The sequence below is a fragment of the Endozoicomonas sp. OPT23 genome (genome assembly GCF_009653635.1).
GTDB lineage: Bacteria > Pseudomonadota > Gammaproteobacteria > Pseudomonadales > Endozoicomonadaceae > Endozoicomonas_A.
In genome coordinates, this window is the sequence record NZ_PPFD01000002.1 from 1 (window position 1) to 19,926 (window position 19,926).

Annotated in this window: 15 protein-coding genes; 8 read left to right on the plus strand and 7 right to left on the minus strand. The window is 47.0% G+C overall.

Features of this window, described 5'->3' with window-relative positions; all coding sequences use genetic code 11:
• Positions 1 to 43 precede the first annotated feature (43 nt).
• Both EOPP23_RS01925 and EOPP23_RS01930 read right to left on the minus strand, forming a co-directional pair.
• The gene (locus EOPP23_RS01925; RefSeq protein WP_153764306.1) at positions 44 to 352 is read right to left on the minus strand and encodes a hypothetical protein; all 309 of its coding nucleotides are present in this window, start codon (positions 350 to 352) and stop codon (positions 44 to 46) included.
• Positions 353 to 383: 31 nt separating this feature from the next.
• Positions 384 to 1,886 carry a hypothetical protein gene (locus EOPP23_RS01930; RefSeq protein WP_153764307.1) on the minus strand — a complete coding sequence of 501 codons (1,503 nt, stop codon included), beginning with the start codon at positions 1,884 to 1,886 and terminating at the stop codon, positions 384 to 386.
• Positions 1,887 to 2,081: 195 nt separating this feature from the next.
• On the opposite strand from EOPP23_RS01930, the gene aroQ reads away from it, so the two are divergent.
• The 8 genes from aroQ to EOPP23_RS01970 all read left to right on the plus strand — a co-directional run bounded on the left by aroQ (position 2,082) and on the right by EOPP23_RS01970 (position 11,880).
• Complete coding sequence (gene aroQ, locus EOPP23_RS01935) at positions 2,082 to 2,645, plus strand: gamma subclass chorismate mutase AroQ (RefSeq protein WP_153764308.1); 564 nt, start codon at positions 2,082 to 2,084, stop codon at positions 2,643 to 2,645.
• Between the two features lie 235 nt (positions 2,646 to 2,880).
• The gene (locus EOPP23_RS01940) at positions 2,881 to 4,254 is read left to right on the plus strand and encodes a YjiH family protein (protein ID WP_153764309.1); all 1,374 of its coding nucleotides are present in this window, start codon (positions 2,881 to 2,883) and stop codon (positions 4,252 to 4,254) included.
• A 183-nt stretch (positions 4,255 to 4,437) separates the two neighbouring features.
• Complete coding sequence (locus EOPP23_RS01945) at positions 4,438 to 5,388, plus strand: LysR family transcriptional regulator (RefSeq protein WP_153764310.1); 951 nt, start codon at positions 4,438 to 4,440, stop codon at positions 5,386 to 5,388.
• A 133-nt stretch (positions 5,389 to 5,521) separates the two neighbouring features.
• Positions 5,522 to 6,967, plus strand: coding sequence for an ethanolamine permease (gene eat, locus EOPP23_RS01950; RefSeq protein WP_153764311.1), 1,446 nt, complete (start codon positions 5,522 to 5,524; stop codon positions 6,965 to 6,967).
• 85 nt (positions 6,968 to 7,052) lie between these two features.
• Positions 7,053 to 8,423 carry a glutamine synthetase family protein gene (locus tag EOPP23_RS01955; RefSeq protein ID WP_153764312.1) on the plus strand — a complete coding sequence of 457 codons (1,371 nt, stop codon included), beginning with the start codon at positions 7,053 to 7,055 and terminating at the stop codon, positions 8,421 to 8,423.
• A gap of 176 nt (positions 8,424 to 8,599) precedes the next feature.
• A complete protein-coding gene (locus EOPP23_RS01960) occupies positions 8,600 to 9,994 on the plus strand; it encodes an aldehyde dehydrogenase family protein (protein WP_153764313.1) in 1,395 nt (464 codons plus the stop codon).
• Positions 9,995 to 10,011: 17 nt separating this feature from the next.
• Positions 10,012 to 11,181, plus strand: coding sequence for an iron-containing alcohol dehydrogenase (locus tag EOPP23_RS01965; RefSeq protein ID WP_153764314.1), 1,170 nt, complete (start codon positions 10,012 to 10,014; stop codon positions 11,179 to 11,181).
• Positions 11,182 to 11,880 (plus strand): GMP synthase, encoded by a 699-nt coding sequence (locus EOPP23_RS01970; RefSeq protein ID WP_153764315.1) that lies wholly within the window; start codon positions 11,182 to 11,184, stop codon positions 11,878 to 11,880. It begins immediately after the preceding gene.
• A 151-nt stretch (positions 11,881 to 12,031) separates the two neighbouring features.
• On the opposite strand, the gene EOPP23_RS01975 is transcribed toward EOPP23_RS01970, so the two are convergent.
• The 5 genes from EOPP23_RS01975 to EOPP23_RS01995 form a co-directional block, all read right to left on the minus strand.
• Positions 12,032 to 13,654 (minus strand): acyl-CoA synthetase, encoded by a 1,623-nt coding sequence (locus EOPP23_RS01975; protein ID WP_153764316.1) that lies wholly within the window; start codon positions 13,652 to 13,654, stop codon positions 12,032 to 12,034.
• Between the two features lie 106 nt (positions 13,655 to 13,760).
• Positions 13,761 to 15,152 (minus strand): solute carrier family 23 protein, encoded by a 1,392-nt coding sequence (locus tag EOPP23_RS01980; protein WP_153764317.1) that lies wholly within the window; start codon positions 15,150 to 15,152, stop codon positions 13,761 to 13,763.
• 223 nt (positions 15,153 to 15,375) lie between these two features.
• Positions 15,376 to 16,617: an ABC transporter substrate-binding protein gene (locus tag EOPP23_RS01985; RefSeq protein WP_153764318.1), complete on the minus strand. Its 1,242-nt coding sequence runs from the start codon at positions 16,615 to 16,617 to the stop codon at positions 15,376 to 15,378.
• Positions 16,614 to 17,981 carry a sigma-54 dependent transcriptional regulator gene (locus EOPP23_RS01990; protein ID WP_153764319.1) on the minus strand — a complete coding sequence of 456 codons (1,368 nt, stop codon included), beginning with the start codon at positions 17,979 to 17,981 and terminating at the stop codon, positions 16,614 to 16,616. The genes EOPP23_RS01985 and EOPP23_RS01990 overlap by 4 nt, the downstream gene beginning before the upstream one ends.
• Positions 17,982 to 18,030: 49 nt before the next feature.
• The gene (locus tag EOPP23_RS01995; protein ID WP_153764320.1) at positions 18,031 to 19,761 is read right to left on the minus strand and encodes a HAMP domain-containing sensor histidine kinase; all 1,731 of its coding nucleotides are present in this window, start codon (positions 19,759 to 19,761) and stop codon (positions 18,031 to 18,033) included.
• Positions 19,762 to 19,926 lie beyond the last annotated feature (165 nt).

Genomic DNA, 19,926 nt, shown 5'->3' on the forward strand with positions numbered 1-19,926 from the left:
TGGGGTTTCCCCATGTGAGAGTAGGTCATCGCCAGGCATTGAATTAGAAAACCCCAGAAGAGCAATCTTCTGGGGTTTTTCTTTTTGTGCAGAAAAATAAGATATAGGAACCGTCCGACCTCTTCCACTTTCCATGGCCGCGGCGCACGAAAGTGAAACGATACATCGCCGATGGTAGTGTGGGCTCAGAGGAGAGAGTCCCATGTGAGAGTAGGTCATCGCCAGGCATTGAATTAGAGAAGCCCAGTTGAGAAATCAACTGGGCTTTTTCTTTTTGTGCAGAAAAATGACTGACAAAGAATAACTCTGGTTTTTTATGCTCCCATGAAGTGTTGGAGCCATCCGGTCCCACCCGCTCTCCATGGTTTCAACCTGGCTATTCCTTAAAGCTCTTCAGCCTGAATCAGTGCTGGTTTGAAATACTGTTCATAAAAGATTGCCATTTCCTCCGGGCTAAGAGCTTTCTCCTCAAGGCTCCGGGCTTCCTCAATGGGGTTCGAATGTTTATACCGTTGGTTATACGCCCAGACTGCATTGGGCATTACTTCCGAGCTTGTGACTTCGTCAGCTTTATCTTTTCCTGTTTTCCAGAACTTATATAATTCATGTACCCAGACAGCGCCAGCTAATATGCCTTCTCTTGTCAGCTCCCTGTAAGTTGATGAAAAATGATAAGTATTTTTGGTTTGTTGGTATACCATAACGCTGTATAGATAATCGTATGATTCACTTTCTAGTCGTTCTCTTGTGCATACCCTACGTGAGTGTTCGGAAATAAAACAACGTTCATGAAAGATATTGAACAGTGCCAGCTCAACTGCTTTTTTTGCATCATTATGGTGATCAAGGTGTTCACTGCCTGAGTCAAGCGCGCTTTGAACAAAAGCCAAACGACTGGCCATGCTTTCCAGTGGCCCATTGCCATCAATGTGTTTATATCCGGCATGCCGAACAATGTGGGCAGCATCATGAAGCATAAATTTCAGTGGTGACATTAGATAACCATCGGCATTAAGAGCGTATTGACTCATTAACCCAAGCGGGTAAACCGGTACCGGTGCAAGTCTTGCGAAGTCATCAATATCAAAGGGGTTGAAACTCGGGTATAGAATGGCTCTCTCATCGGCAAAAGCGCTCTGAAGAGGCGTCAGGGCATGTATAGAATAATATCTTCCTGAGGAGTTATTATAACCATCAACTTCTTCCAGTTTCATAAAATGACGATAGAGAGTGTCTAAGTTTATGCTGCTGTCATACTCGTAAAATATGAAATGGTTGTCGTCAGCTGTACTGAGAGAAATAGTATTAAATTCGGTAAATCGCTCCCTTAGATTGAATTTTTCAGCATAGAAATTTTTAGTGACTTTGGAATAGACGAGAGTGTCATACATTACCGTGAAGGTTGTCGTGACTCTTATTGTTCTCAGGTAGGGAGGCTTGGGGCTTTTAATAAGTTCATACACATCCTTTTTCAAAAGTTGAATTGCTTTTTTTTCCTGGTAGCTTAAAGGGGTAGAGAACTGCCGATCATTCAGGATAACTTCAATAAAGTTAGCAATATTAATTAAAGTGGTTCTGAGTTCAGGTATGGAAAACTCCTCGCCCTTACCCAGATCTATCAGTCGCTTGCGTTCTGCTCTTTTTTCTCCGTACCAATCAAGTCCCTTCTGGCCATTTTGAAAAATATTCTTGAAAGCAGGATCTATAGATGGAATAAAGCCGCTATTAGGGGTTGGAAAGTCATCCCAGCTGGAAGGCGCTGAGGTGCCCTCAAAATAGTCAGCAGCAGAGTGTCCTGAACACGTAAGGGCTAAGGTTAGTAGCGCTACAATTTGCAGAGCGCGCTTAAAACTACGGTAGTAGGGTTCAGGAAAACCCCTTTTCATCGTACTTCTCCTTTAAGTGGTTACCCTCGATTTATGAGTGCTTCGAGGCCAAAATAAATGTTTTCAGTACATTAGAGTGAGAATTCATATAAAAGTTTCTTTATTAATTCTGACTACTTCTCGCTGAACAGGTTCTCCCCCTTTAATCCCCCACTCAAGCAAACCTCCAAAAACCAGCTAATATGAATCCTTATTATGAATAAATATGGATTTAATATAGTGAAATATGCATTTTTATTGATAGCATCCTTAGTATTCTCAGCAGGCTGCTGGGCTACGGAAGCCGAGGACATATTCAGTTTGATGCACCAACGTCTCTCGTATATGAAGGACGTAGCACTCTATAAACTGGATGCAAAGCAGCCTTTGCTAGATGAAACCAGAGAGAAAGTGGTTTTGGAAAAAGCCATGATGAGGGCAAGGGAAGAGGGTCTTAGCTCTGTCTCTATAGAAGGTTTTGTCGCAGCACAGATGAATGCCGCTAAAGCCATTCAGTATCGTTATATGGCTGAGTGGATGTCCAGGCCGCCTCTAACATCACCAGAAAAAGATCTCAAAACAGAAATTAGACCAGCCATTCTGAATTTGGGAACGCAAATAACCAAAAAAGTGGCTGATTATCTTAAGAGTGGAAAAGAGTTCTCAGATGCTCTATTTCCAGTATTTGAACGGACACTGAATGTTGAGAATCTAACGACAGAGGATAAGAAATTATTATTTGGAATGCTTAAAGAAATACGTCTTAAGAAGAATAATTGAACTAATAGGTATTTCTACAAAGCATAATAAGTTGAGTTATTATTCGAAATTAACGCATAATTAGTCCATCAATTTTTATCGTTGTTATGACACACTGTCACGACAAAAGAAAAAAGATGGAGTACTCTCAAACTTGAGTCTGCTCCCTGATTCAATCTTGAGGGCAACCTATCGGTCAATTTGAGCTGTTTAGCCTTCGTTTATTCCACATTACCAAGGGAGAAAGAGGCTTATTATGAAGCAGTTTGAAGCCTTAAATTCCAATCAACCGCCAAGCCTTTCAAACTGGCTTGCGTTTCTTTTGCCGTCGTTGGCAGGCATTCTTCTCTTTGTCACACCGGTTGTTTCTGAAGATGGTTTAACCATTCCGGTCGCTATTCTTGCGGGCATGCTGAAATCTGTTCTAGCGGGTGACATGACCGCTATTATTACGTCAGTTGTTGTCTTTACCGGTTTGATGACTATTGTTACCAAGCTCTTTGCACCAAAACTTATTTATAACAATACTTTTCTCTCCGGGCTTTTTGACGTTACGCCAGTATGGTTCATGGTTCGAATGGCTGGTATGGCGTTTGTGCTGTTTAGTTTCTTCAAAGCCGGGCCTGAAATGATTTATTCCGGGGCAACGGGTGGCCTGGTTCTGAATGACTTGATGCCAACGTTGTTTGCAGTCTTTATTTTTGCTGGCTTATTGCTGCCACTATTGATGAACTTTGGTCTGCTGGAATTATTTGGCACTTTGCTAACCAAAGTTATGCGTCCGGTATTTGGTCTTCCTGGTCGTGGAGCTATCGATTGTATCGCTTCATGGTTGGGTGATGGCAGTGTCGGTATTCTGCTGACCAGCAAACAGTACGAAACAGGTCATTACACTCAGCGCGAAGCAGCCGTTATCGGTACAACCTTCTCTGCTGTTTCCATAACCTTCTCTCTGGTGGTTATTGCTCAGGTAGGTCTGGAGCATATGTTTGTGCCCTTCTATCTGACAGTGTGTATCGCCGGTATTATCGCGGCGATTATTGTGCCGAAGCTGCCTCCGCTGTCGAACAAGAAAGACCTGTTTATTACGGGTGAGAAGCGTGCAGAAGATGATGAAGTGATTCCGGAAGGTCATGGCTCCTTGTCCTGGGGACTGAGAATGGCTCTGCATAAGGCGTCAAAAGCAGGCTCTCCTTTGCAGGTAGCGGTTGACGGAATTAAGAATGCTATTGAAATGGTGTTTGGTGTTCTGCCAGTCGTCATGGGTATCGGAACCATTGCTCTGATTATTGCTGAATACACCCCGATATTTAATATTCTGGGTGCACCTTTTGTACCTTTACTTGAGTTGTTGAGAATTCCTGAAGCAGAGCTTGCATCTACGACCATGGTTGTTGGCTTTGCGGATATGTTTGTGCCATCGATTCTGGCTGCTTCCATTGAAAGTGAAATGACCCGCTTTGTTATCGCTGCACTGTCTCTGACACAGCTGATCTATTTGTCTGAAGTGGGAGCTCTGCTGCTAGGAAGTAAGGTACCTGTCACTATTATTGAGCTGTTTATTATCTTTATTCTGCGTACCCTGGTGACCCTGCCAGTGATTGCAGGCATGGCTCACCTGTTTTTCTAAATGGCTTATCTGTTTTTCTAACTAGCCTCTGCGCAGTACTTCAATAGGTGCTGCGCTTTCTTCTTGACCTGATTCCTCTATTACAGTGATATTGAACCTGAGTATTCAGGCAAACAGCACTTTAATATTCGATTGCGTGTGTCTACACACTAAATAAAAATAATGCAGTGATGGATTTACGAGATGTCCTTTCCCTTTGGCTTTGACCTGAAAGCACTGGAAGTGTTTGTAGAGGTTATCAAGTCCGGTAATATGACCCTTGCCGCTCAGCGACTGAATGTTACTCAGTCGTCTATTTCACAATGCCTTTCCAACCTTGAGAAATCTCTTGAAACCCAATTGATCGATCGTTCTGTCAGACCCATGCAGGTGACGGCCAATGGTCGCTATTTTTATGATCGAAGTATAAAAATACTAACTGAAGCCAGACAGACCAGTCAGAATCTTAAGTCGGGCAGAGTAGAGCAGCTTCAGAATGTACGGGTTGCCCTTGTTGATTCACTAGCCGTTCCTTTGGGTAACCCTCTGATGGGCATTCTGTCGGAACAGGCTGATGACTGGGCAATACTCAGTGGCCTCTCTCACTCCCATGCTAAAAGCCTGCTGACCAATGAAGTGGATATCATTATTTCCGATGATGCTGTGTTGGGCAGTGATGAGCTGGTGCGCTTCCCGATTCTCAGGGAACCCATGGTGCTGATTGTTCCTGCCGGATATAACTATCAGCAAGGGCAATTAGATAACCTTTCAAAAACACTGACACTGGCCAGATATCCGGTTCACACTATTATTGGCAAAACCGTTGAAGAACAGTTAAAGAAGCTTCAACTGGAATCTGATAAACGACTATTTCTGGATAACACCTACGCCATTGCCAATATGGTAGCGACCGGGAACTCTTGGGCAGTAACAACTCCGCTGTGTCTTTATCAGTGCAGTGATGAAGTTCGGTCAAAACTGGCTGTCCATCCGCTGCCTAACTCTGACTACAGAGAACTGACAGTTGTCAGCCGTCGTTCAGACCTCTGGCACCTGCCGGAAGAAATCGCAGGTTACAGTCGAGGAATTATCAGGGAAAAGGCTCTGGTCAATCTGGAAACATGGCTCCCCTGGTTGAAAGGCATGTATCAGTGATCCCTACTATTAGATCTGCTAATACTGTAGTTTCATGAATTATGAAGGTATTTGTTCAGCTCTTTTTGCCTCTATAGACTGACTTCAAGCTGCAAACTGGCTCATAACAACAATAATAAAAAGGTACCCTCATATGCTTGAAACAAGCACGCCCCCCTCTACAGGCTCGGTAGAGTACGAACAGGTTTCTGACGATTATCTAAAACAGCGACAGTTGAAAAAAGGTGCGGCCGGTTGGCTGGTATTGGCCGGTTTGGGGGTTTCCTATGTAATCTCCGGTGACTTTGCCGGCTGGAACTTTGGCCTTCAAAATGGCGGGTTTGGTGGCATGCTGCTGGCCACTATTGCTATGGCCATCATGTATATGTTCATGGTCTTGTCACTGGCTGAGTTGTCTTCGTCCTTACCAACGGCCGGTGGTGGTTACTCCTATGCCCGTCGTGCTATGGGCCCCTGGGGTGGTTATCTGACCGGTACGGCTATTTTGCTGGAGTATGCCATTGCACCGGCGGCCATTGCCGTATTTATCGGTGGTTATGTTAATGAACTGATGGGACTGGATGGTCCTCTGGTTTATGCCGTGTTTTATGCAGCCTTTGTTGGACTGCATTTATGGGGCGCGGGTGAAGCATTGAAAATCATGATGGTGATTACTGCTCTGGCATCTTTAGCCATTGTCGTTTTCATTCTGGGAATGATTCCAGCCTTTGATAGCAGCAACCTGTTCGATATTGCCGTAAATACAGAAGCAGCCGGAGCATCCAGCTTCCTGCCTGAGGGTTATGTCGGTATCTGGGCAGCGATTCCTTTTGCTATCTGGTTGTTCCTGGCGGTTGAAGGTGTTCCTCTGGCTGCAGAAGAAGCGACCGACCCAAAGAAAGATATGCCTAAAGGTATTATCACCGCGATGATCGTACTGCTTATATTCGGTGGTGCGGTGCTCTTCCTTGCTCCAGGTGGTGCAGGTGCTGATTACATGAAAGATCATGCCGCTCCTCTGGTAGGTGCGCTTCAGCATGTCTACGGTGAGAATTCATGGATGGCAACGTTTGTGAATCTGGTGGGACTTGCGGGTCTGATCGCTTCATTCTTTTCTATCATCTATGCCTACTCACGTCAGGTATTTGCTCTGTCCCGTGCTGGCTATTTGCCAAGAGTGCTTTCCAGAACCGGAGACAGAAAAGTACCAACGCTGGCACTGATTGTGCCGGGCATTATCGGCTTCCTGCTATCCCTGACGGGAGAGGGCGATCTGATGATTACCATGGCGGTCTTTGGTGCCACTATCTCTTATGCTCTGATGATGTTGTCCCACATCATTCTGCGCGTTAAAGAGCCTTCACTGGAGCGTCCATACAAAACTCCAGGTGGCACACTGACTTCCGGTATTGCAATGGTGTTGGCCGTAGTGGCATTTATTTCTACTTTTGTAGTAAATAAGGAAGCTGCATTCTGGGCTGCTGTATTCTATGCCATTCTGGTAGCTTACTTCGCTCTCTACAGCAGACACCACCTTGTTGCACGAGCGCCTGAAGAAGAGTTTGAAGCGATTGCTCAGGCCGAATCTGAACTAAGCTGATGGCTTGCAATTATTAGTGCTAGTGAGCCTTCGGGCTCACTCTCAATGAAATACTTCCACCTGATAACAATAACGGAAGCGAAGCATGATGAACCCCAGAGATGTAAAAACCATTGCCGATGCCAAAAGGATTGTGGAGGAGAGGGGGCTGACACACGTCAAGGTCGGATTGTTTGATAACGACGGTGTGATGCTAGGCAAGTACATGAGTAAATCCAAGTTCTTCTCTTCACTGGAAGGCGGTTTTGCTTTTTGCGATGTGGTTTTAGGCTGGGACAGTAAAGACCAGCTTTATGACAATGTTAAATACACCGGGTGGCATACTGGCTATCCGGATGCACCGGTTCGAATCCTGCCGGAAAGCTGTCGTGATATTCCCTTTGAAGACGGCATGCTGCTGTTTATGGGAGAGTTCAAAGATCATGCTGAAGCAGTTTGTCCACGTGGCACCTTAAGACGAGTTATCGAAAAAGCCGACGAGCTTGGCTTTGATGTGAAAGCGGCACTGGAATATGAATTCTTTCTGTTTCAGGAAACGCCTGAATCCGTTCGTGAAAAAGGTTACAGAAACCTCAAGCCATTCACACCTGACTGGTTTGGTTACTCCATGATCAGGAATTCGGTTCACTCTGATCTGTACAAGCAGATTCTGGAAATGAGTGAAACCATGGATTTCCCTATTGAAGGTATTCACACAGAGACAGGCCCGGGTGTACTGGAAGCGGCTATCGCCGTAGATTCTGCAGAGAACGCTGCTGACAAAGCAGCTCTGTTTAAAACCTTTATGAAAGTGTTGGCTCAACGTAATGAGTTAATGGCGACTTTCATGGCCAAGTGGTCCGGAGATTATCCGGGACAAAGCGGACATATTCATCTGTCGTTGTTTAATAAGGATGGCACATCAGCCTTCCACGATCCTGAACAGAAACACAATATCAGCAAGATTCAACGACACTTTATTGCTGGTCAGCAACGACTGATGCCGGAATTCCTGCCAATGATTGCCCCTACTGTGAACAGTTATACACGACTGATTCCTGGTTTCTGGGCACCGACAGATGCAACCTGGGGCGTTGAAAACCGTACGACTGCATTGCGAGTCATTCCCGGTTCAGAAAAATCACAACGGGTTGAATATCGCTTGGGCTCTGCAGACGCTAATCCTTATCTGTCTCTGGCAGCTGCACTGGCCGCAGGTCTGCAGGGCATTATCAATGAATGGGAGCCGGAAGATCAGGTAAAAGGCAATGCTTATGACCAAAGCCATTCCCCTGAACTGGCACTGCCATCAACACTCTGGGATGCGGCGCAAAGATACAAACAGTCTGATGCGGCAAAAGCCATGTTTGGCGAGCAGTTTGTAGAACATTATGCGGCTTCAAGAGAGTGGGAAGAGCGGGAATTCCGCAAGCATATTACTGATTGGGAAATGGATCGGTACTTCGAAATTATCTGATACGTACAGCCTGATATCGATGACTTGGTAGATTGCGTAGGTTGGGCTAAGGCACGAAGCCCAACAATTCCAGAGATGTTGGGCTTCACTGCGTTCAGCGCCAACCTACAGTGGCGATACGAATATAAGATAATTGTGCGAAAAATTCTCATCTCATAGTTTGAGTGGTAAGAACAATGAATAAAATCCAGCAAACCATTTCGCCGATAGATGGCTCCGTCTACGTTGAACGACCACTGGCGAATAAAGAACAGATCGACATGGCTCTGGTTATGGCGCTTGCAGCTCAGCGTCAATGGCAGGGCGTGTCAGTAACCGAGCGTCAGACAGTCTGCAGCAAAGCTGTGGATAACTTTATTGCTCAGAAAGACGACATTGCGCAGGAAATAACCTGGCAGATGGGGCGGCCTATTCGTTACGCCGCAGGTGAAGTTGCCGGGTTTGAAGAGCGTGCGAGACATATGCTCTCTGTCGCTGAAGAGGCTCTTGCTCCGGTTAAGGTGCCAGAAAAAAAAGGTTTCACTCGTTATATCAGCAAAGAACCTGTGGGAGTCGTTCTCGTGATTGCTCCGTGGAACTTCCCGTTGCTGACGGCTATTAACAGTATTATGCCAGCACTATTGGCGGGTAATGCTGTACTCCTTAAGCATTCAGCCCAGACACCTTTATGTGCTGAGCGAATGGTCCAGGCATTTGAAGCAGCAGGCATCCCAAAAGGTCTGTTTCAGTATCTGCACATGTCTCATCAAGACACAGAATACCTGATTCAACGTGAAGCGGTTCAACATGTGGCTTTCACTGGTTCTGTTCCAGCAGGAGCAACGGTTGAAAAAGCAGCAGCGGGCCGTTTTATCGGTATGGGTCTGGAATTGGGTGGGAAAGATCCTGCTTATGTTCGTGAAGACGCTGATATTGATTATGCCGTTGAAACAGCCATTGATGGTGCTTTCTTTAATTCAGGCCAATCTTGCTGTGGTATCGAGAGAATTTATGTTCATGAAGCGGTTTACGACCAGTTTGTGAGTAAAGCGGTTGAGTTGGTAAAGCAATACAAGTTGGGACGATCTGATAATCCGGAAACCACACTGGGACCTCTGGTGAAAGCCGGCGCTGCAGATTTTGTTCGTGGGCAGATTGATGAAGCCATATTACAGGGAGCAAAAGCTCATATTGATCCCACCTTGTTTCCTATGAATGAGTCAGGAACGCCTTATCTGGCACCACAGCTGTTGACCAATGTGGATCACAGTATGCGCGTGATGACAGAAGAAAGTTTTGGTCCTGTCGTAGGTGTGCAGCGAGTGTCTTCGGATGCAGAAGCGGTTGGTTTGATGAACGACAGTGAGTTTGGACTGACCGCTACTATTTTTACCGGTGATATCGAAACAGGCATTAGTCTTGGAGAACAGGTTCAAACCGGCACCTTCTTTATAAACCGCTGTGACTACCTTGACCCTGCTCTAGCATGGACTGGCGTCAAGAATACCGGCAAGGGATGTACGCTATCCGTACTGGGCTTTGATGCTCTAACCCGCCCCAAGTCTTTCCATATAAAACATCAACAACAGTAGTCGGGTGGGTGAACTCAATGAATATCGAACAGTTTACAGCTAACTGGAACTACCCGACGACGATTCGCTCCGGTATTGGCCGAATTAATGATCTTCCTGCAGCCTGTTCAGAGCTGGGTATGCAGAATCCTCTGATAGTAACTGACCCGGGACTGGCGGAGTTGCCAATGGTGCTGCAGGCTCTAAAGCACTGTCAGACAGAATTAAAAGGCTGCGGCCTTTTTGCTGATATCAAAGGCAACCCTACCGGTGAAAATGTCGAAGCAGGTGTTGCTGCCTGCAAAGCAGGAAACCACGATGGTGTAATTGCCTTTGGTGGTGGTTCTGCACTGGATGCCGGGAAAGCTATTGCATTGATGGTAGGGCAGGATCGCCCTATCTGGGACTTTGAAGATGTTGGTGACAATTATCTTCGAGTCAATGTTGAAGGCATGCTGCCAGTGGTGGCTGTGCCTACTACCTCAGGCACTGGTTCAGAGGTAGGCCGTGCATCCGTTATTACTCATCAGCAGGAAAAGGTTAAAAAAATAATCTTCCATGCTCGTATGTTGCCGGAAATAGTCATTCTTGATCCGGAGCTGACCTGCGGTCTGCCAGCAAAGATAACTGCAGCTACTGGTATGGATGCCTTGTCCCATAATCTGGAAGCTTTCTGCTCACCTTTCTATCACCCAATGGCACATGGTATCGCCATTGAAGGTATCAAACTGGTGAAAGACTGGTTACCAGCTGCTGTGGCTGATGGCAGTAATCTGCAAGCCAGAGCTCAGATGCTGGTAGCTTCAACTATGGGCGCAACAGCATTCCAGAAAGGGCTTGGTGCCATGCATGCGTTGGCTCATCCTCTGGGTGCTTTATATGATGCTCACCATGGTTTGCTGAATGCAATCCTGATGCCTTATGTGCTGAAAGCGAATCAATCCGCCATTGAAAACAAAGTGACTGAACTGAGTCGCTATCTTGATCTGCCTGAACCTGGTTTTGATTCATTCCTGAACTGGGTAGTGAAACTGAGATCAGAGCTTGGTATTCCACACAGCCTGTCTGAGATAGGCATTGATGACAGTCAGGTTCAGAAAATAGGGCAGATGGCCTTTGATGATCCTTCTTCAGGAACTAACCCCATTCTTTTCACCGCCGATGAGTATCAGACGATCTGTACGAATGCGGTGAGGGGGAACCTTTGAATGAAGATTGGATTATTACTCTGTGACGATGTTCGATCGGAACTTCAGAAAGAGCATAAAAACTATCCGGAGATGTTTGCAGCACTGTTGAAAAAACAGCAGCCTGATCTCGAACTGGTGATCTATCGCGTGCTTGATAACAAGCTGCCTGCCAAAACGGATGAATGCGACGGCTGGTTAATTTCAGGCAGTCGCCATGGCGCCAATGATGACTTCGAGTGGATATCCGCACTGGAAGACTTTATCAGACAGCTTCATAAAGAAGGCCGAAAACTGGTAGGCATCTGCTTTGGTCATCAGGTCATGGCTCAGGCTCTGGGCGGAAAAGTCGTTGAGTCGGATAAAGGCTGGGGAGTCGGTATGTCAGAAAACAGCCTGCTTCGCTATAAAGCCTGGATGGATAAAGGTATTGGAGAGTTTAATCTGCTGGTCAGCCATAAGGATCAGGTGGTTGAACTGCCCGAGTCTACCGAAATACTGGCAGCCAGTGATTTCTGCCCTTATTACATGTTGCAGTATGGCGAGAACTTTATGAGCGTTCAGGGTCATCCTGAATTCAGTAAAGAGTATTCTGCTGCATTGATGGACAGTCGTCGTGATTCAATTCCTGAAAAAGTGTTAAACATGGGGATGGAGTCGTTGATTCAGAAACCTGATAGCGATTTACTAGGGAAGTGGATTATTCAGTTTCTGAAGTAGCTCGGGTAAGTACCCGAATTCATAAACTGTTTGCCCGCCGCAGGCGGGCAAACAGCAACTTAATATTCGATAAACGAAAAATCGTAAAGGAAAAAATAAAAAGCCGGTGGGCAGCGTAGCTCCGGAACTGCCCACCGGTAAAAGGGGCTTTTTAATCGAAGTGCTTTCTCAGCACATACTTCTGAATCTTTCCTGTTGAAGTCTTGGGCAAGTCGGTAAACACCACCTTCTTCGGTGCCTTGAAGTGCGCCATCTGATCACGGCAGAATTCAATGGTTGCTGCTTCATCGCCCTCAGCACAGTCTTTCAGTTTGATAAAGGCACAAGGCACTTCACCCCATTTCTCATCGGGCATGGCGATAACAGCCACTTCTTCAACATCGTGATGACGGTAAAGCACATCTTCTACTTCGATACTGGAGATGTTTTCGCCACCGGAAATAATGATGTCTTTGGAACGATCCTTGATCTCTACATAGCTGTCGGGATGCCATACAGCCAGATCGCCAGTACGGAACCAGCCGTCTGCCAAAGAGTCGTCGGTGGTGCTTGGATTCTTCAGATAACCCTTCATGACAAGATTGCCGCGCAGGAAGATCTCGCCCATGGACTTACCATCCTGTGGCATAGGTTCCATAGTTTCAGCATCAGCCACCATCATATCGGCCTGCATCGGAGCCTGAACGCCCTGTCGTGCTTTCAAACGGGCTCTGTCTTCCAGTTTCAGCTCTTTCCATGAAGCCTGAGGTTCACAGACGACACAAGGTCCATAGGTTTCGGTCAGACCATAGGTATGAGTGACTTCAAAGCCCATAGCTTCCATACCTTCGATGACGGAAACAGGAGGCGCAGCGCCAGCAGTCATGGCTTTAACCTGATGTTCAATACCGCTCTTAATGGAATCGTCGGCATTGTTCAGCATATTCAGCACGATAGGCGCACCACAGAAGTGATCAACCTTATGCTCCTTGATCGATGAGAAAATGGCATCAGCACGGACATGGCGCAGGCTGACACTGACACCGGCAGTGGCAGCAATACTCCATGGGAAGCACCAGCCATTGCAGTGGAACATGGGCAGTGTCCAGAGATAGACCGGATGTTTGCCCATATCCCAGGACATAACATTGCTGATGGCGTTCAGGTGCGCACCACGGTGATGATAAACAACACCTTTAGGGTTACCGGTAGTGCCTGAGGTGTAGTTCAGGGAGATGGCGTCCCATTCATCAGCGGGCATTGCCAGTGGTTCGTTTTCGTCGCCCTGTTCCAGAAATTGCTCAAAGGTCAGATCACTGATCAGCTCGCCTTCCTGATAGAAAGGGTCGTCTATAGCGATAACCATTGGGCGATGGTCAATCATCTTCAGAGCTTTCTTAACCAGACCGGTAAACTCTCGGTCGACAATGACGACCTTGCTTTCTGCATGCTGAAAAATAAAGGCAATAGCTTCAGCATCCAGACGGGTATTAATGGCATTGAGCACCGCGCCTGACATAGGCACGCCAAAGTGACACTCAAACATCTCGGGCAGGTTGGGTGCTACTACAGAAACTGTGCAGCCTTGACCCAGACTGTGTTTTCTCAGGGCTGAAGCCAGCTTGATGCAGCGAGTCTGAGTCTCTTTCCAGCTTCGGTGAAGATTACCGTGAATGGTAGCCGTGCGATCAGGGTAAACCTGGGCAGCACGGTGAAGAAAAGAGATAGGTGTCAGGCTGGTGAAGTTGGCGTCGTTTTTGTCCAGACCAATGTTATAGATATTGTGTTTCTGCATTATTCTTATCCTTTGGTCAGCAACCTGAAGCGGTGGGCTATTCAGCTCCAGCACAGCTTCAGGTACATCAGGTGCGTTAAGGTTTCAGGCTTTGAAATCAGAAGCGTCAGCTTCGAGCGGCCTGGTCTTCAACCACTTCGATAGGCTCTTCTTCTGCAAAGTTGCTTTCCTTTGCCGCCTTTCCACGATACTCAATCAGCAGATAAAGCACGACGCCTGCCGCGAGACCGTAACCAGCACCGTATACAGCCAGAACAACGCCCATGGTTCCGGCAACACCCATCTGGGTAGCGTTGTGAATCTGCTCAACACCTACGCTGATGCAGAGGTAGCCGGTGATCAGCAGAGTGATGGACAGAGCGATTGGCAGAACCGGCTTGAACAGAGTGATCAGCGGCAGCATGAACAGGGCGATAAAGCCAACAATCCAGAAGATACCGGCACCACTGTAGATGCTGTCCATGGCGGAACGGCCCTGACGGTAGCGTTCAGCGATAGTAGCCATGGCACCGGTAAACATTGGCCCCGCCAGGCCCGGGTAAGGAGCCAGGAAGGAGTGAATGAGGTTACGGATACCGGTTACCAGGTGCAGGCGGTCAACGTCGAGGTCAATCTTCTCGTCAGGGCGGAGGTGGTCAACACGATCCAGCAGACTCTTGCCCACAACGATGTCACCAAAGGCAATGATGTAGGCGATGATGGCCGTAGGAATTGCTGCCAGCAGCATTTCCATGGAAGGCATACCCAGAGTAAACGGCAGGTAGTTAATCATTTCGCCGAAAGCCGGAGCAGAGAAGCCCCACTGAATATCTGGCAGTGGATACTCGCTGACGGCCCAGCCGATACCCATGGCAACCAGCGTGCCCGGAACCATGCCGTAACCAGAGATAATCTTCAGGATTTTGCTTCTTTCGATCACGTCTTTAAACGACAGTGAAAAGAGGAAGTAAGCCGTTACCAGAAAGCCGATTACCAGAGAAATAGGTGTAGCCGCCAGACGACCACCTTCGCTGATTTCACCGCTCAGTGCCGCGATACCGGCACCAATCAAGATGCCCGCTTTCATGGAGTCCGGAAACAGATCAACCATCTTGCTGCCGAGGCGGGTAACGCCAAGAAAGAAGAAGATAAAGGTAACCAGCAGTTGCAGGCCAACCAAAGCACGTATGGCTTCAGGACCGGCTTCAAACTGGCCTAGGAAAAGTACAACAACGGGAATAGCCGGAGTTATCCAACCTGGCACCAGCGGAACACCGAGCAGGTTAGGCAACATAAAGCCAACGCCGCAGACCACGACATAAGCCAGAGCTACGTCGTAAGGAAGGCCGAGATACTTTTCTAACAGGGGAATCATGGCCATACCGACCACGAACATGATCATGCCCTGAATGGCTTCAGCCCATTCCCAGCGATAATGAATAAAAGGCAGTCGAACGTGGAAAGGCCCCATTTTCCAGTAGGGTTGTTCTTCACCATGGGCACGCTTGATTACTGACATGCGTTCTCCGGAATCTTAAGTTTTATTTTTGTTGTTATGGAATCACCGTCGTTTTTATTGTCAGGAAAGGACGGCTCTTTCTTCCAATAGTCAGCATCTATATGGCAAATGGTGTGCCAGAAAGGAAAAGGGGCGCAGTTATAGGGGTTGGGCAATAAACGTTGCTGGAGAGTGGTTTGTCAGGGAAGTGCTGCGAGCGGCTATCGCTCGCAGTAATGAGCGGTTAGCGATCGTTGAGCGGTTTTCGCTCGGGATAATAAAGCTTCCAGTTCTTCAGTTGTACGGCAAGTGACTCCTGATCCTTGGAACGTGCAGTAACGCCTATTGCCTGAACCTGCATGATCTTATGGCTCAGAGGGTCAATCCATGATTGAAAGCCTTTAGGGTCTTCAGGCAGTGAAAGTTGCAGCCCTTCAAGAGTGTAGCGAATACTGGCCATATTTTTGTCAGGGGTCTGCTGCCAGGCTTCAGCCAAAGCGATAATCACGGTATAGGCATCCTGAGCCACGAACGTCGGCAGGCGATGGTTCTGTTGATAAAAACGATCCACAAACTGCTGGTTCTCTTCGGTTTCAGGCCAGTTAATATGATGGCGGGCAGAAAGAATCAAACCATCAGGTAAGTTGTCCTGTAAACGGGAAAGGGCAAAGTATCCACCGCCAGTATCAAAGTTGGCAAAGCGGGTTTGTTCAAGCAAGCCTGCATTATTTGCCTGCTCAACAAAGCGAACCAGATCCTGTGTCCAGTGGCCATTGATTAGAATATCCGGCGGGTTACTGGCAATAGCTTTGATGTAAGTTTCATAGCTGTTTTCATTATGCAGACTGTAGAACTCGTTTTTTATCCGGTATTTGACCCCGAGTTGATCCAGGCTGTCCGTCAGTTTCTGCCAGAGCTGGTGGCCGTATTCATAATCGGGTCCTATGTACGACAGGGTTTTCCAATCTTCAAACTGCTGTAGTTCCTTGAGGTAACGGGCCCCCGCCATCATTGACTGACTGGCGTCGTTATTCAGGTGGAAATACCAGGGATGAAGTTCTTCCTCTGTCGTACGAGAAGTACTGTGACCTGCACCAAGAAAGAGAATCTGCTGCTGTTTTGCTATCCGGGAGGTTTCCAGAGCAATGGCCGAGTTAACGACACCGCAAAGAGCGTCAACCTTTTTATTGGTCAGCAACTGTTGAGTGATTTCCCGAGAGCGGTAGGCTTTACCCATGGTGTCGGAGATATAGGCGGTAATTTTCGGGGCTTTTTCGTTGGTAATGGCTATATCAGCCAGTGCCAGTTCCATACCGGCTACGGCATCCCGCCCCCAGAGAGCAGAAGAACCTGAGAGAGGGTACATACAGCCCAGCTTTAAATCGGCCTCTGCCGGATCAGCACCAATCATCACTTCTTCGGCAAAACTGACGCTGCTGAGCAGCAATGTCAGGCTGCAGACAATCCCTTGGAAGAGTCTGCTCATGCTTTAATGCCCAGTTTTTGCAGACGTCGTTTAAAAGCATGCCGGGAAATATTCAACAGTTCTGCGGCTTTGGTTTTATGACCACTGGTTTGTCTGAGTGCTTTTAGAATAATTTCACGTTCGGCCGTGGCCAGATACTCATCCATAGACTCAGGCAGCTCACTATCATCGTTGGTGTCTGATTGAACAACAGGTGTTTTGCTTTCTATGGATTGTGCGCTATTAAAGACTTCTGCAGGCAGCCTGCTTTCAGTGATCAAAGTGCCTGGATAGAGTACTGACAAACGTTCAACAATATTCCTAAGCTCTCGAATATTACCCGGCCATGGAAACAGGGTCAGTACACTCAGTGTTTCATTATCAAACTGAATCGGAGTCGTTGACTGGCGCTTGGCCATCAGTTCTGCAAAGTGTTTCAGCAGTTCAGGAACATCCTCAAGTCTCTGTTTCAGTGGTGGTAGGGTAATCGGCATGATATTCAGGCGAAAATAGAGGTCAGACCTGAATTCACCGGATTCGGATGCCTGCTTAAGATCGCGATTGGTTGCAGCGATCACACGAATATTGGCTTCTTTCTCCACTTCACTGCCTACAGGGCGGTAGCGATAGCTTTCGAGAAAAGTCAGTAATTTGGCTTGAGTCGCCAGGCTGAGTTCACCTATTTCATCCAGAAACAGTGTGCCGCCGTCAGCCTGTTCAATAAGGCCTTTTCGTCGTTTATGAGCACCGGTGTAAGCGCCTTTTTCTGCACCAAAGAGCTCGGCTTCCAGCAGGGTTTCAGGTAATGCAGCGCAGTTCACTTCAATAAAGGGCGCTTCTGCCTGATCACTCTGGCAATGAATTTCATGGGCAATAGCGGTTTTGCCAGTTCCGGATTCACCCTTAAGCAGAATGTTTCTGGCAGGGCTTTGAGCGATGAGCTTGATTTGTTCCAGCAGACTTTTCAGAACAAAGCTCTGACCTACAAATTTTCTGGGTTCCGGTACCTGTTCACTGCAGCTTTCAAGCCAGGGAGTTATTCTGGAACGGATTGCATCAACGTCAAAAGGCTTGGTGATAAAGTCATAAGCGCCTTGTTTTACCGCTTCGACAGCAATCTGAATATCGCCGTGAGCTGACATCATGATGATTTTGCTTTCCGGAAGAATCACCTTGAGCTTATTCAGAGGTTCAAGCTGATCACTGTCGGGCAGCTTCAGGTCAAGCAGCACCACTTCAGGATGCTCACTGATGGCCAGTTCAATAGCGTCAGCTGCCGTATGAGCCGTGATAATTCGATAGCTATTACTGAACAGAGCTATTTCAAGAGATCGGGCCAGACGCACTTCGTCGTCGGTAATCAGTAATGTGGGCTTGCTGTTCATGCCAGCCTCTTTTTATCGCGTTTGACAGTCAGTTGTTGTTTTTTTGGTTTCATACATCAAAGGTCAGGGTCGCAGTGGTACCGCTTCCCGATTGGCTTGCAGCACTGCTGGACAGTGATAGTTGTCCGCCATTGAGTTCAACAAGTCGGGCTGAAATAGCCAGCCCAAGTCCTGTTCCGGAAGTTTTAGTGGTAAAGAAAGGTTCCATGACTTTCTTCTGATCAGTCAGGCTTATGCCCGGGCCATTATCGGTAACGGTGATGACGGCCTTGCCACTTTTCTGATAGCAGTGAATATGTATCTGACCATCTTTATGACTCTCAATTGCTTCAATGGCATTCAGAATCAGGTTCATAATGACTTGATGCAGCTGCTCAGTATCTGCTTTGAACTGTATCTGATCCTCTATTTCAAGAGTCAGAGCGATAGACTGTTCCTTCGCCATTGGGCCAACAAGGTTGATGATTCTCTGCAGCAGAGCGCTGGAATCGATTAGATCAGTGGATGGCCTGAGAGGTTTGGAATAGTCCAGCAGATTCTGGATTAACTGATTTATCCGGTCGATCTCTTCCAGCATCAATTGTTTCAGTTCTGTCGCCTGAGGATTATTAGACGATAGTGGAAGGCTTTGCAGACAAATTTTTATCGTTGCCAGTGGATTTCTGATTTCATGGGCAACACCGGTAGCAAAGTCACCCTGTGTGGCCTTTTTCTCCATCTGTATTCTCACTGCCATAAGGTTTTTCAGTTGCTCGGCCATCCTGTTCAGACTGCTGGTCAGTTGAGTCACCTCATCATTTCCGGAAGATGGGATAACATGATTCCAGTCGCCATCAGCTATCGCTTCAGCGCCATGAATCAATGGTTTGATACGATGTCTGGTTCGGGCAACCAATGCAGTAAAGAACAGGCTAACAAGAAGAAGAGTAATAATGGCTACTGCCAAATAAAGCCCCCGCTGGGTGGTGAGGTTGCTTGCTGTGTCAGTAGTCTTTGAGTTCAGCTGAATCTGCCAGTGTGCCAAAAAGTCGGTCGTAGAGACTGGAGGCTCGGTTGAGTCATTGAGTTGACCGAGAACATCAAAACATATACTGGATACTATGTTCAGACAGCCATAGCCCTGATCACTATCCAGTGTCGCCAGAGCCTTGGTAAGACTGGCAAGACGAACCTGAAAGGCTATATAGCCAGGCGATTCACCTCCCTGTTCAACATCATCAATCTGTCGTGCGATCAGATACCAGCCGGATTTTCCTCTTACAGGCGTTTGTGGGCCAATCAGCCACCCATTGCTGATTTGGGTTTTTGGTAAATGATCTATGGAGAAACTGTCGCCTTTCCAGTAAGGAGAACCACTGGCACTCTGGCCGGGTAGAGCTTTTTTGAGTTGCCACTGGTGATTGAAGAAAAGTGCGCCGTATATTTCCGGACGGTCTATATCAAAATAGATCAGGTTCAATGTAGAGGCGGAGAGGTGCGTATCTTTCCGCAGCAGTTTTTCAATGTCTGGCAGCGATGCAATCGCTTTTAAAGCGGTCTGATGTCGCTGCAACATACTGTCCATTTCTGATTTCACTTGCTTCAACTGTAACTGATTACGCTGCTGATCAATATTCTGTTGCAGCTCACCGGTTAAACGGTCGTAGAGAAAGATGGTAAGAACCAGTGGAATAAAGGTAACCAGCAGGGACAGGAAAAAATATCGACGGACAATACTGTTTTCCCAGAATCGAATGCTCTGGTTTTGAGTGACGTTAAGGGTGGGAATACTGCTTTCCACTTTATTCTCTTATTGGCCTTCAATGGCTATTTATGAGCAGTCTGTTCAATCACAAATTCTATCAGATAATGACATTGAGCGAGAAATATATAGATTAATAATTAATAAGTTAAATAATGATTTGGCTCATCACTTTATAAACAGAAAAAGTGCATTCTTCTGATT